Raw genomic sequence first — 13,775 nt, forward strand, 5'->3', positions numbered from 1 at the left:
CTATCCGGTCCTGCGGAGATTCATGTCAATGCGCCGCTGATCCGGCTCAGGACCTCGGTCAGCACCTCGGGGCTGGTGGCGAAGTTGATCCGGACGTGGGAGGCAGCATGCTCGGCACCTGGGCCGAGACGGATCCCGGCCGCGCTCTCCGGGCGAGGGACGTGCTCGACGAAGTCGGCACCGCGTCCGAGGCGCACCCCGGCGACCTTCTCCAGGTGCGTCGCGGGATCGGGGCCGAAGGGCCCGCCGGCACAGTTCAACCAGGCCAGATAGGTGCCCTCCGGCGCGCGGTAACCGCTGTCCCACGGCAGCTTGGCGACCCAGCGGGAGATCTGCGCACGGTTGGCGTCGAGGGTCGTGAGCAGTCCGTCGAGCCAGTCGTCCGCCTCCCGCCAGGCGGCGACCGTGGCGAGTCGGCCCAGCGTGCTCGGCTGGCCGAACCAGTCGAGCGGCATGCGCTCCAGGGCCGCCCGGATGCGGGCCGGGCCGATGTGGGCGACCGCGCAGCGCAACCCGGCGATGTTGAAGCTTTTCGTCGCCGACGTCGTGGTGACGGTGCGGGCGGCGGCGTCGGAGCTGATCGCCGCGAACGGGAGGTGCCGATGCCCGGGGTAGACGAGATCGGCGTGGATCTCGTCGGAAAGCACCGTCACGTCATGTTCCTCCGCAGCCTCGGCCATGGCGGAAAGTTCCGCACGGCGGAAAACTCTGCCGGTCGGGTTGTGCGGGTTGACGAGCACCAACATGGCGCAGCCCCGGAGTGCGTCCGGATCGAAGGAGTCCGGGTCCAACGGAACTATCCGCCGGCCGGCCCGGTGGATGCTCGCCAGGAACGGCGGATAGTTCGGCACGTGCACCGCGATGCCGTCGCCGGGCGCGGTGGCCGTCTCGATCATCACCTGCAGCACCTGGATGAGATCGGTGAAGATCTTCGTCCGGCCGGGCGCCGGGGTCCAGCCGAAACGGCTCGCCATGCGCTCCTCGAAGGCCGCGGCGACCGAATCGCCGCCGGGCCAGTGTGGATAGCCGAAATCGGAGACCTCCCGCAGGCGCGCGAGAATCGCCGGCGCGACGGGGAAGTCCATGTCGGCCACCCAGGCGCCGAGTGTGCCCGGCGGCAACGCGCCCCACTTCACGCCGTGGCCGGACCGCAGCCGCCCGATGTCGACCCGCGCGTCGAAGGCGGCGCTCATTCGACCACCCCGCCACGCGTCAGCCCAAGCAGCGGACGCCACCCGATGCCGAACCCGGCGCTCATGACACCACCCCGCCCCGCGCGAGTCCGGCCGACGGACGCCACCCGATGTCGAAGACGGCGCTCATGACGCCACCGGCCACTTGACATCACCCTGCCCCGCGCGAGTCCGGCCAGCGGACGCCACCCGCGGGTACCCGCAACCGACTCGCCGCGGGCGCGAGCGAGGAGATCGCCACCGGGCCGGCGGATGCCGCGGACGTTGCCGACGCCCCGGACGTTGCCGACGTTGCCGACGCCGCCGACGTTGCGGACGTTGCGGACGTTGCGGAACCCGCGGATGTTACGAGCGGCGGTCACGACGCTGCTCCGGCGCGGATCAGGTCACCGAGGATCTGCATCTGACCGTGGTGCTGGGCCAGCTCCTCGTAGACGTGCAGCAGGGCCCCACCCTGATCGAGGTGCCGGACCGGCCCCTGGAACGAGCGGTCAGGATCGGCGTGCAGCGGCGCATCGCAGCGCGCACCGGCCACGTCGCCCGCGAGCCGTTCCCGCACCGCCGCGACCTCGATCAGCAGCGGCGCGACCGGCCCGGCCGCGGTGAACTCGGCCTCCCGGTCCCGGCAGACGGACCGGCCGGCGACGAGTGTCCCCGACCAGTAGTCGATCACCCCCACGCAGTGGGTGAGCAGCGCATACGGCGAGTTCGCTCCGGGCAGCGCGGGCCGCTCGTTGGCGAGTTCGTCGCCGAGCCCGGCCACGATCGCGGCCATCCCGTCGAGCGCCCGACCCGCGAAGTACAGGTAGTCATCCTTGGCTGTCACGTGCCACCCTCCATCCCGTCACCCCCTCAGCAGGTGACGCAGTGACCTTGCCGAATCGCACCGTCACCTGTCAAGGTGGTGACGTGGACTTCGTCTTCGTCAGCGGCAACCTCGCGCTGGACCTGCTCGGCACCCTCAAGTGGCGCCGCACCCGCCCCGAGGAGGGCCTGGCGACGCCGGAGGACGCGGCGCGCTGGGCGCTCGCAGCCGGCGTGCTCACCGAGCCGCCACCGCTGGATGTGACCGAGTTCGATCAGCTCATCGCCGTACGTGAATCGATTTACGGCTTGGTCGAAGCGGCCCGGAACCGCACCGCGCCGCACGGTTCTGACCTGCGGATGCTCAACACCGCGGCGAATCAGCCGCTTCCGGCGCTGGCCCTGACCGCGGAAGGCGCCCGCCGCACCGGCCCGCTCGGCGCCGTCACCGCCGAGGTCGCCCGCGCCGCCGTCGCGTTCCTCGACGAGCTGCAGAAACCAACCCCTCCGCGGGTACGAGAATGTGAACGCCCTGAGTGCACCCGCGTCTTCATCGACCGATCGCGCGCCGGCACCCGCAGCTGGTGCGGCATGGCCGAATGCGGCAACCGCGTCAAGGCCCGGGAATACCGTGCTCGCCGCGCGGCCCGGCACCCGCAAAGTTAGCCGGTGTTCGCAGTGCGGCCGAGTGCCAGGCGCGCTCTCGGTCACGCCGCAGCCCCGGCCGCACCGCGAAACACCGCCCAGCCGCGTCTCCTTCGCGGCGTAGGGGCTGAACGACAGTCCCTACGCGGCGGCGAAGGCCGCCGGCTGAGGCCCGGCGGGTGCGCAACCTGGCGAACGTGCCGTCGCCGCAGCCCCTGTCGAGGGCGGTGCGCTCGGCACCCGCGCGGTGTGGGCCGCATCCACCTCGGCCGGCTCGCCCCCCCCGCGAGGTGAACCGGTGCGGGTCATGCTCCTGGGTATGTGAGCGGGGATGCCGGAGGTGCGACGTCACTGCCGCCGGCGGCACGTCGCATGGCTGCGATCTCGGCGCGCTGCTCGGCGATGATGTGCCGGGCCAAGCTGATCACCCAGGGGTTCTCGGCCGCCGACAGCACGTCAGTGGAAACTTTTACCGCATCCTCGTGGTGGGCGATCATGAGCTTTAGGAACATCCGGCCGGCCGCGTCACCGTCGGTTTTCTTCAGAGCACGGAGCCGCACGTCAGGCAGCGGACCGGTCAGGTGCAGGTGCGCCGGGGCAGGCTGCGGGCCGGTCAGGTGTGAGTGCGCCGGGGCAGGCTGCGAACTGGTCAGGTGTGAGCGTGCCGGGGCAGGCTGCGGACCGGGCAGGTGCAGGTGCGCCGGGGCGGGCTGCGCTTCGCCCCGCGCCTTCGACTCCCGTCCCCACGCGGCCAGGAACTCCGTCATGTCGGCGATCTCGGTTCCCTGGATCGCCGCCAGGTGGTCGGCGAGATTGCTCATCCGGTACGGCACCCCGCCGCGCCCGCGGAGGATAGCGACCATGCGCAGCGCCTGCCGATGGTGCTCGACCATGTGCACCACGTAGGCCAGTTCGTCGCCCGTCGGCGCCGCGGCCACCCCGGCGCCTGCCACCGGGGCCGCGGAAACATCTGGCGCCGTAGTGACCGCGGAAACGCCGAGCCGCGGCGTCGCGGTGATGTGGGCTGTCCAGCGCGGCAACGGGTCGGAGGCCGGCAACAGCGTCAGCACGGCCAGCAGGACAGCGGGAACAACTATGCGACGGCACGGCACGGCGGCACTTTCCTTCAGGTGTTTCGGGGCGGCCGACGGCGGTGCTTTCCTTCGTCGTCCTCGCCGGTTGGAGATGGCGGAACTTCCTTCGTGCGCTTCGTCGTGGCCGCTGCCCGGTCACTGATGGCTGAGGGCCGTGGACCGTGGGCGGTGGGCAGCAGGCCGTAGGAAGCGAGCCGCAGGCAGCGGGCAGCGGGCGGTGAGCGGTGGGGCAATGGCCGTTGCCTGATGCCCGATGAGCGGCGGCGATGGGCTGTGGGTGATGGGTGATGGGCAGTGACCGGTGCCTGATGGGCGATGGGCTGTGGGAGATGCGTGATGGGCGGTGCCTGATGGGCGGTGAGCGGTGCCCGGTGGCGAAGGAACTCTTCGCCACCGGATGCCGTCAGGGATTTCCGGTCTACTGGGTGACGGTGAGAATTGCCGCCGCTGATGTGCTGGTGCCGACCTGCGCGGACCCGCCGTAGGCGACGGTGATCGTGTGCTTGCCGGGCGGCAGCACGGGCAACCGGATCGACCGGCTCCCGTGGTCGATCTTCCGGATGTCCGAGACGACCAGAGTCCGGTCGCCGTCCCGGACGGTCAGCACCCCGGCGGCGATCTGCCCCGCGTCGCTCGGGCGCACCCGGACCGCGACGACCGGCCGGCTCCCGGCGACCACCGTGGACCGCGAAAGGCGGATCGTGGTGGTCGAGCCCCTGATCGGCGTCACGGCGCGTGCCTGCTCATTCTCGGTCGCGACGAAGCCGTTGCGACCGGCACGGGCCGGCGGCGTGATCGGTGACTGGGCCGAGAAGTCGTGCGGGTACAGCGTGAAACCCTGCCAGTGCACCGGCATCGGGCTCTGATCCTCGTCCCGCACGATGTGGTGGAATCCGACGTTCACCCAGGCGATCGGATTCGCCAGCACCTCACCGTTCGCGTAGTCCATCAGCGTCTCGTTGGCGCACGACACGTCGTTGTTGTACATCGGCAACTGCTCGCAGGTCCTCCTTCTGGTGAAGGTCAGAGCGTTGCGCAGACTCGGATGCGCCGGATAGGTGTCGTTCCTGCCGAACACGATGTCGTAACCGCGCGGATGCCCGTCGGCATTGCGGCTTCCCGGGCTGTAGACCCGCCATTCCCGGCGGTCCGCGGTGTTCACGAAGGATTCCCTGCCGATCGTCTTTCGCCCCGTCACCAGAACCGCGGATTGGGCGCCGCGCTTGCCGGTCCACGCGGTGTCGCTCTGTTCGACCTTCAGGTCGGCCCTGCCGCCGATACCGAAGTCCACGCGCCACACGGCGCTGTGGTAGTGCGATCCGGAATAGTCACGGTTTCCGGAGCCGACCGGCCAGCCGTAGTTCGATGCCTTCCGGCCGTCCGCCTGATCGGTCCAGATGCTCGGGTTGATCTCGCCGGTAGCGCCCATGCCCACGTCGATCTGGCCGCTGTCGGCGAATTGGTAGCCGGTCTCGTACTCGTAGTTGCCGACTGCCGACATGAAGCTCAGCGCCAGCACCGTCCCCTGCGCGGTGACCAGCGGCCGGCCGGTCGTCGTGTGCCACTTGGAGCGATAGGCGAGGCCCTTTCTCATCTCGCGCACGCACAGGACCGGCTGGTTCTTCTCGACCCAGCGGCCGTTCACGTCGGTGTACGCACGATGCGTGGTGATGATCTGACCGCCGGGACATTCGGCACGGGTCATGTCACTGGCATGGCGCCCGAAACCGAATCCAATCAGGTCCTCGAACTCCGCGGTGCCGATGTCGTACGGAACCTGCATCTGCACCGGCGCGATCGAGTTGAGCACCGGGATCGGCGCGGCGTCCCTCGTACCCCGGAAAGCGACTTTGTCGAGAACCAATCCTTTGAAGTCGTCGATGTGCCAGCAGAACTGCCAGGTGGTGCCGGCGGCGAGTTTACGGCTGACGAAGGAATCGCCCGAGCAGTAGGCGGAGGTCGCCTCCGCGTGAGCGGGTGCTCCGGCCGGGCCCAGCGTGACGAGAAGGACCGCGACCGCCGCGACGATTCTCCTTTTCCGGGGGGAGCCGTTCCGCTTCATGACAGGGTCCGGACGGTCCTGGCGGTCAGGTCCACCGCGAGGTTGCCGAAGGAAAGCCACACGCCGTCGCGCACGCGACCCTGGAACGTGATGCACCGGTCGACCGCGCAGGCCGCGCCGTCCCCGGTCGCCGGTGGGCTGAGCAGCGCGCCCGCGTTCACGTCTAGCTGCGCCGGGCTGGTCAGCTCCCGCCCGGTCGACGTGCGGTACGCGGCCCGGATCGGCGCGGCCGCCGGTGACGCGAGCAGCAACGTCAGGGCGTGATCCTTCTCGGTCTCCGAAGGGGGCGCTTGGACTCCGCGGCCGGTGCGCTCGGTGACCGTGCCGGCCTCCAGGTCCACGACCTGCAGCACCTGCACGTTGGCGGCGTAGTCGTACGAGGTGACGGAAACCTTCCGGCGGCCGTCCTCGGTGACGAGGGCCGTGGACAGGAACTCGTATCCGGGAGTGCCGTCGACCCGTCTGCCCGGGCTCGCCTGGTTCCGCACGGCGAGCCCGCGGGCGTACCCGATCTCGGCCGGCGTCAGCGCGTCGAACGTCTTACCGAGCCGTACCGGCTTCCCGGTCGGCATCCCGTCCGGCAGCGGCGGCCGGGGCACCGCCACCCGCTCGACCGGTCGCCCCTGCCCGGCCGCGGCATCCGGGGCGGAGGCCGTCGTCTCCGGGGAGGGGCCGGTCAGCAGGTAGCCGCAGAACGCCATCCCGGAGGCGAGCGCCATCAGGCCCACCGGCACGCGGACGGACTGCCACCACGAGACCTCCTCGAACGGTCTTTCTCGCATGCGCTCTCCTCCTCGACCCGACGGAACGGGTCAAGTGTCGAAAGCCGGAGGAGGACCGCCGGCGAGCCGCGCGGGCATTTCGCCGGTATTCATCACATAGAGATCATGGGTCGGAGCTGGGGAGACGGGGGGCGTCACGCAGGTGGTGACAAGTTCGCCGTGGGCCGGGCGGAACTTTTCTTCACGAGAAGTGCAGCTCCCGGTCGGTCACGTCGTCGGCGCGCAGCAGTTTCACGTCGGACTGGTAGTCCATCGAGGTCAGCCACGGCATCCGGTCGCCCTGCCGGGGCAACTGGCCGACGGCACGCCGGATGTAACCGGCGCCGAAGTCCAGGAACGGCCGGGTCGGCATCGCGGGATCGGCGACCTCGGGGCGGCACACCTCGTACCCCTGGAGGTCCATGTGTTTCAGCAGCCGGCAGAAGTGCTCGCAGAGCAGGCCGATCTTCAGCGTCCACGAGGAGTTGGTGTAGCCGATGGCATACGCGAAGTTCGGTACCCCGGAGAGCATCATGCCCTTGTAGGCGACGGTGTCGGCGAGCCGGACGAGTGTGCCGTCGACGGTGACCGGGACACCGCCGAACGCCTGCACGTTCAGGCCGGTGGCGGTCACGATCACGTCCGCGTCGAGGTGCCGGCCGGACTCCAGCCGCACCCCGGTCTCGGTGAAGCCGGCGATCCGGTCGGTGACCACGGAAGCCTTTCCGTGGCGGATGGCCCGGAAGAGGTCGCCGTCGGGGACGGCACACAACCGCTGGTCCCAGGGGTCGTACGGCGGATGGAAGTGCTCGTCCACCGGGAAGCCGGCGGGCAGTTGCCGGGCGTTGACCCACCGGATGATCTTGCGGGCCGCCTTCGGGAAGCGCCGGCAGAACGACCAGATGGCTTTCTGCTGGGCGATGTTCTTGCGGCGGGTCCAGGCGTAGCCGCGCTCCGGCCCGAAGTACTTCTTGAGCGCGTTCGCGACCGGGTCCTTCTTGGAGACCGGCATGATGTACGTCGGCGTGCGCTGGAGCATCGTCACGTGCGCCGCCTCGCCCGCCATCGCGGGGACGATGGTGACCGCGGTGGCGCCGCTGCCGATCACCACGACCTGCTTGCCGGTGTAGTCGAGGTCCGCCGGCCAGTGCTGTGGATGAACAATTCTTCCGGCGAAGCTGTCCCGCCCGGCGAACGACGGGGTGAAGCCCTCGTCGTAACGGTAGTAGCCGCTCGCGGAGAAGATCCAGTCGCAGGTCAGCGTGATGCGCTCGCCGGTGTCCGCGCGCTCGACCTCGACGGTCCAGCGGGCGTCGCCGCTCGACCACGACGCGGCGACCACCCGGTGGTGGTAACGGATGTGACGGTCGAGATCATTCTCGGTCACCGTCTCACGCAGGTAGTCGAGGATCCGCGGGGCGTCGGCGATCGCCTCCTCGTCGCGCCATGGCTTGAACTCATACCCGAAGGTGTGCAGGTCGGAGTCGGAGCGGATGCCCGGATAGCGGAACAGGTCCCAGGTGCCGCCGGACGCGGCGCGCGCCTCGAGAATGGCGAAGGTTTTCGCCGGCAACGCGGTCTTCAGGTAGCGCGCGGCGCCGATGCCGGAGATCCCGGCGCCGACGATCAGGACGTCCATGTGCTCCACGAAGTAAAGGATCGGCTGCCGGGCAGGATTGCGCCAGTTCGAAACGCACCATCATGATGAGATTCATGGTGCAGAATGCTGCTGCCCGTCAGACCGGCCCGCTCGTCTCCGCAGCCCGGGCAGCGCTGGAGTGGCCGGTGGTCTCGGCCCGGACGGCGGAGCTCTTCCGGCTGGGCGCGCAGGCGGCACTCGACCCGCCCGCCGAGTGGATCGAGGCATTGCACGCGGGGTCGCTCAGCGGCGAGCGGATGCGACCGGTCGCCGACGATCCGGTGCTGGTCGCCGCCGTCCGCCGCAGCAATGTCGCCAACCTGCGGCAGTGGACCGAGGCGAACATCCGGAACCCCGGCCGCCGGGTGCCGGCGAATCTCGGCCCGGAGGTGCTCGACACCGCACGTGACCTGGTCCGGCGCGGGCTCGACCAGCGGGCGCTGGACTCGTACCGCACCGGGCAGACGGTGGCGTGGCGCCGCTGGATGGAGATTTGTTTCGGGCTGGACGCCTCACCCGCACAGTTGCGGGCGTTGCTCGACGTCTCCGCCCTGTCGATCTCCACGTTCATCGAGGACACGATCGCCGCGGTGTCCGCCCGGATGGAGGCCGAGCGCGCCGAGCTGACCCGCGGGGCGCACGCCGAACGTCGCGCGGTGGTGTCGTTGCTGCTGGAGGGTGCGCCGATCAGCCGGGCACGGGCGGAGGCACAGCTGGGTTACCGGCTGACCGGGCCGCACACCGCCGCGATCGTCTGGACCACGTCGGCGTCCGCGCAGTTGGAGGCCGCCGCCGAGTCCCTGATGCGCGCGAGCGGCGCTGGGCACCGCCTGACCGTCGTCGCCGGGGCAACGGTGCTCTGGCTGTGGCTGCCGGTGGCCGCCATCCCCACCACGGTGACCGGCTCGATCGGGCAACCGATCACCAGCCCCACCGGGCCACTGGGCACCCGCTCCGCCGCGGGCGTCGGCGACCTCGCGACCACGTCCGGTTCCCACCCCTTCCCGGCGGCGAAGACTTCCGACACCGCCACGGCCGGCGAAGCGAAGGAACCGACCTCGGCGGAGCCCGGGGCGATCGATCCGGACGTGCTGATCGCTATCGGTCGCCCGGGTACCGACGTCGCCGGGTTCCGCCGCAGTCACCTGGACGCGCTGGCCACCCAGCGCATGATGACCCGGCTCGCGTCACCGCAGCGTATCGCCCATTACCGCGACATCCAGCTGGCCGCGCTGCTCACCACCGACCCCGACCGGGCCGGCGAGTTCGTCGCGGAGACCCTCGGCGACCTGCGGCACGCCGATGCGGAGACCCGCGAGACCGTCGCGGTCTACGTCCGGGAGCAGTGCAACACCCAGCGCACCGCCGAGCGCCTGTTCACCCACCGCAACACGGTCGTCCGCCGCCTGTCACGCGCCGACCGGCTCCTCCCCCGCCCGCTGTCGGACAATGTCGTCGCCGTCGCCGCGGCGCTCGAGGTCCTCCGCTGGCAGGGCTGAACCCCGGACAGCCCGCGGGCACGGCAGACCTGGCCCCGCTCAGGGCTTCGACAGCCGCGACACCACGCGCCTGTCGCCCGTCTGGCAGGGAAGGGGCCCAGGTCGTCGACGAGGGCACGCTCGGCGGGTGACCTAGACGGCATGCACCGCGGAGCAGGGGTGGGGCCGGCCGGTTCCACTCGTCAGACGTGGAAGGTTCCCACCATCGCCCGTAGGTCGCCGGACATCTGCGCCAGTTCGGCGGCGGCCCGCTGAGCCTCGGCGACGTTCTCGTTGGTGAGGCGGGTGGCGTCGGCCAGGCTCTCGATGCCGTCGGCGATCTCGCTGACCCCGCCGGCCGCCTCGCTGACGCCGCGGTTCATCTCGCCGGTGGTCGCCGTCTGCTCCTCCACCGCCGCGGCGATCGTGGTCTGGTAGTCGCTGATCCGGGCGATGATCTCGCTGATCTCCGCGATCGCGGTGATGGCCGTGCCGGTGTCGGCCTGGATCGCGGCGACCCGGGTGCCGATGTCCTCGGTCGCCTTGGCGGTCTCCTGGGCGAGATCCTTCACCTCGCTCGCCACGACGGCGAAACCTTTCCCCAGGTCGCCGGCGCGGGCAGCTTCGATCGTCGCGTTCAGGGCCAGGAGGTTGGTCTGTTCGGCGATCGAGGTGATCAGCCGGATCACGTCGCCGATCTCGGCGGAGGAGGCGCCGAGCCGGGTGACCCGCTCGTTGGTCGTTTCCGCCATCGTGACGGCCTGACCGGCGACTTCCGCCGCCTGGTTCGCATTCTGCGCGATCTCGCGGATCGACGCACCCATCTCCTCCGAGCCGGCCGAGACCGTGTCGACATTCCGGCGTACGTCCTCGGCCGACACCGCGACCGCACTGGCCTGCGCGCTGGCTCGCCCGGCGTTCTCGGCGATCTGCCCGCTGGTGGTGGCAAGCTGCTCCGCGGCGGCGGCCAGGGAATCCGAAGCGGTGCCGAGCGCCTCGACGGTGCCACGCATGTTCGTCGTGGCGCGGTTCAGCGCGACGGCCATGGCGCCGACCTCGTCCCGGGACTGCACGGCCACACTGCCGGTCAGATCGCCGGCGGCGACCCGGGCGAGCGTGTCGTTGACCGCCGAGAGCGGGCGGGTGATCCGGCGCACCGTCACCCACCCGAGCAGCCCCGCGACCAGGAAACCCACGGCGAGGATCAGGAACATGAGGGTACGGCTGTGATGGTAGGAGTCGGTGTTCTCGCGAGCCGCCGCGCCGGCGCTGTCCGCCTCGAAGGCGCTGAGCGTGTCGAACCCCGTGTTGACCGCGTCGGCGATCGGGTCGGCGTTCTTGTCGTAGGCAGCCGCGTAGACGGCGTTGTTGCTGGTCCGCGCGGCGGCGAGGAGCTGGGTATCGCGGATGTCGGCCAGCTTTGCCAGCCCGTCGGTGATCGCGGTGACCGCGGTCTGCTGTTCGGCGGTGACCCCGAGATCGGCGTAGGACTTGATGCCCTGGAGGGTGGCGTCGTGGGCTTCGAGCGCCTCCTGCCGGAACTTCTCGGTGTCGGCGTCGGCCGGGGCGATCACCATCCGGGCCAGGCTGAACAGTTCGTCGTCGAAGGCGCCCTGCGCCACGGCGAGCATCTGCGAAGGTTGGAGATTTTCTTCGTAGATCGCTCTGGCGTTTTGATCCGCCTTGCTCAGCCCGACGAGCCCGGCGGCCGCGACAGCCACCCCGGCCAGCAACGCCACCAGGAGGGCGAAACTTATCTTCAGGCCCACCCGGAGGTCGCTGAAGAAGCTGAGGACGCCGGTACGACGCGGCTCGGCGGCAGGCGACAGTGCCATGGCTGAGCTCCTTCCGATTTCGGGACTCCGATCGCCCTATCGGAAGGTTCGTCCCCGACCTGAGCCGGTGACCGTTGCCGCCCGCCGGTTCGACCCGGCCGAGGCCACCCGCGCCCCGGACCCCGCCGCCGCCGTCAGCAACGGCGGCGAAGGCAGAGGCGGTAGAGGCAGAGGTGGTGGAGGCGGTAGAGGCAGAGGTGGTGGAGGCGGAGGTGGTGGTGGAGGCGAAGGCGGAAGTGGTGAAGGCGGAAGTGGTGACGGCGGAGGTAGTGGAGGCGAAGGTGAAGACGGCGCAGGGTAGCCACGGTGAGTCCGGAACCGGGCCACCCGGCGCCGCCGTCTTCATCGTTCGAACGTCAGGGGCATCCAGACGCGCATGGTGGACGGACCGCGGCGAGCCCATCGGTGGTAGGGCCGCAGCGCGATTCTCATCGGCGAACCAACCTCGGGGGACGCGGAGAGTGGCTGGTAGGGCCAGTCGTGCGAGGTCGGCTTGGTGGCCCGGAACGCGGCGAGCACATGCCCGTCACGGTCCGCCGGCTCGATACGTGGGTCCAGGCGCAGGTCTTCCAGCGGCACGTCGCGCGGAATGTCCACGGACTCCAGGCAGTACACGACCGGGCCGCGGACGAGCGCGGCCTGGCCACGTACCGCGTCGATCCGCTCGTCGGCGGAGACGAACCGCGGGCGGACCGGGAGGTCGAGCACCAGCGTCTCCCCCGCCGTGAAGTGGCGGCGGGTCCGCACGAGACCCCTGGTGATCGCCAGACCGTCGAGGGTGGCCCCGGTGGCCCAGTCGGGTACGCGCAGGGACAGCGTCCACGGCGTGTCCGGGCTGCGGGTGATCCGGATGCCGATCCGTCCGCTGACCGGGTAGTCGGTCTCGATCTCCAGGCCGATCGCGCGCCCGTCCGGCAGGGTGGTGTCGATGCCGGCGGCGGTGTACTGGTGGATCTGCACCCCGTCGTCGTCGGTGGTGGCGACATAGGCGGCGAGGCTCGCGAAGGTTCTCGCCAGGTTGGTGGGGCAGCAGGAAACCTCGAACCAGGGGGCGCGCAGGGTGGAGGCGGCCCGCGGAACCTGGGTGTCGGCGGACGGCTCGGTGCCGAGAACCCGCTGGTGAAGGGTGTTGGCGTAGAAGAAGCGGGTACCGTCGTCGGCCGGTGAGGTGGCGATGACGTTGAACAGGACCCGCTCGATCAGGTCGGCGTACCGGGGGTTGCCCTGGGCGAGCAGCAACCGCCAGGCCAGCATGACCGAGCCGACGCCGGCGCAGGTCTCCGAGTAGGCGCGGTCCGGTGGAAGGAAGAAATCGTCGCCGAACGCCTCGTCCTGGTGGCGTGAGCCGATGCCGCCGGTGAGGTAGGTGCGCCGGGCGACGGCGTGCCGCCACTGCCGGGCCACCGCGGCGAGCAACTCGGTGTCGCCGGTCTCGACCGCGACGTCGACCGCCCCGGAGGCGAGGTACACCGCCCGGACGGCGTGCCCGCGCAGCGAGGTGGCCTCGCGCAGCGGCACGTCGTCCTGGAAGTACGACCGCCCGAACTCGATGTCGGCGAGCGTGCGGTGCCCGCGTCGGTCGATGAACAGCCTCGCCTGCTCCAGGTAGCGCCGGTTGCCGGTGACCCGGTACAGCTCGACGAGCGCCGGCTCGATCTCGGCGTGCCCGCAGACCGAGGCGATGCCGCCGGGCCCGAAGACGTCGCAGACGTGGTCGGCGGCGCGGATCACCGCGGCGACCAGCTCGTTCTCGCCGAAGGTGCGCGCCGCGGCGACGCCGGCCTGGATGAGGTGGCCGAACGAGTAGAGCTCGTGGCCCCATTCCAGATCGCTGTAGCGGGGTTGCTGCCCGGGCCGCCCGAAGTTGGTGTTCAGGTAGCCGTCGGGCTGCTGGGCGGCGATGACGCGGGCGACGATCGCCCGGTGACGCCGTTCCACCCCGGGGTCGCGGGTGCGGCCGTACTCCCAGGCCATCGCCTCGAGGAACTTGTAGACCTCGGTGTCGGAGAACTCCCGGCCGCGGCGCTCCTGCGGCGGGGCGGAGAAGTTTCCCAGCCAGCCGGCCCTTTCCAGCCAGTGTTCGATGTGCGCGAAGGATCTGGCCCGGTTGGTCTGCTGGCGCTGGTGCCAGAAACCGTCGCGCAGGGTCACTTCGCGCAGGCCGAGCGGCCGGAGCCGGCCAGTGCCGGGTGTGGCCGGGGTGCCGCCACGTTCGATCCAGGTCCGGGATGCCGCGGAGGTCAGTGCTTCTTCGATGGTCACGT

Annotated in this window: 10 protein-coding genes; 2 read left to right on the forward strand and 8 right to left on the reverse strand. The window is 70.5% G+C overall.

From position 1 onward, the window contains the following. Positions 1-20: 20 nt before the first annotated feature. Entirely contained in the window at positions 21-1,193 is a 1,173-nt protein-coding gene (locus Acy02nite_RS15840; RefSeq protein ID WP_203741283.1) for a MalY/PatB family protein, read from the reverse strand. Positions 1,194-1,551: 358 nt separating this feature from the next. Next, positions 1,552-2,019 (reverse strand): mycothiol transferase, encoded by a 468-nt coding sequence (locus tag Acy02nite_RS15845; protein WP_203741284.1) that lies wholly within the window; start codon positions 2,017-2,019, stop codon positions 1,552-1,554. An 83-nt stretch (positions 2,020-2,102) separates the two neighbouring features. Between Acy02nite_RS15845 and Acy02nite_RS15850 the strand changes: the two genes are divergently transcribed. After that, complete coding sequence (locus tag Acy02nite_RS15850) at positions 2,103-2,663, forward strand: CGNR zinc finger domain-containing protein (RefSeq protein ID WP_203741285.1); 561 nt, start codon at positions 2,103-2,105, stop codon at positions 2,661-2,663. A 284-nt stretch (positions 2,664-2,947) separates the two neighbouring features. Here the strand turns inward: Acy02nite_RS15850 and Acy02nite_RS15855 are convergent, their stop codons facing one another. The 4 genes from Acy02nite_RS15855 to Acy02nite_RS15870 form a co-directional block, all read right to left on the reverse strand. Then, complete coding sequence (locus Acy02nite_RS15855) at positions 2,948-3,754, reverse strand: DUF305 domain-containing protein (RefSeq protein WP_203741287.1); 807 nt, start codon at positions 3,752-3,754, stop codon at positions 2,948-2,950. A gap of 400 nt (positions 3,755-4,154) precedes the next feature. Then, positions 4,155-5,798: a copper amine oxidase gene (locus Acy02nite_RS15860; RefSeq protein ID WP_203741288.1), complete on the reverse strand. Its 1,644-nt coding sequence runs from the start codon at positions 5,796-5,798 to the stop codon at positions 4,155-4,157. After that, entirely contained in the window at positions 5,795-6,580 is a 786-nt protein-coding gene (locus Acy02nite_RS15865; RefSeq protein ID WP_203741289.1) for a hypothetical protein, read from the reverse strand. The genes Acy02nite_RS15860 and Acy02nite_RS15865 overlap by 4 nt, the downstream gene beginning before the upstream one ends. A gap of 181 nt (positions 6,581-6,761) precedes the next feature. Further along, positions 6,762-8,198, reverse strand: a complete 1,437-nt coding sequence (locus Acy02nite_RS15870) for a flavin-containing monooxygenase (RefSeq protein ID WP_203741369.1) — start codon at positions 8,196-8,198, stop codon at positions 6,762-6,764. Positions 8,199-8,272: 74 nt separating this feature from the next. On the opposite strand from Acy02nite_RS15870, the gene Acy02nite_RS15875 reads away from it, so the two are divergent. Beyond that, positions 8,273-9,697 carry a PucR family transcriptional regulator gene (locus tag Acy02nite_RS15875; RefSeq protein WP_203741290.1) on the forward strand — a complete coding sequence of 475 codons (1,425 nt, stop codon included), beginning with the start codon at positions 8,273-8,275 and terminating at the stop codon, positions 9,695-9,697. Between the two features lie 182 nt (positions 9,698-9,879). On the opposite strand, the gene Acy02nite_RS15880 is transcribed toward Acy02nite_RS15875, so the two are convergent. Both Acy02nite_RS15880 and Acy02nite_RS15885 read right to left on the reverse strand, forming a co-directional pair. Beyond that, entirely contained in the window at positions 9,880-11,511 is a 1,632-nt protein-coding gene (locus Acy02nite_RS15880; RefSeq protein WP_203741291.1) for a methyl-accepting chemotaxis protein, read from the reverse strand. A 342-nt stretch (positions 11,512-11,853) separates the two neighbouring features. Continuing rightward, on the reverse strand, positions 11,854-13,773 hold the full coding sequence (locus Acy02nite_RS15885) for a glycoside hydrolase family 127 protein (RefSeq protein WP_239174879.1): 1,920 nt from the start codon (positions 13,771-13,773) through the stop codon (positions 11,854-11,856). Between the last annotated feature and the right edge of the window lie 2 nt (positions 13,774-13,775).

This window comes from Actinoplanes cyaneus (assembly GCF_016862095.1).
Taxonomy (GTDB): domain Bacteria; phylum Actinomycetota; class Actinomycetes; order Mycobacteriales; family Micromonosporaceae; genus Actinoplanes; species Actinoplanes cyaneus.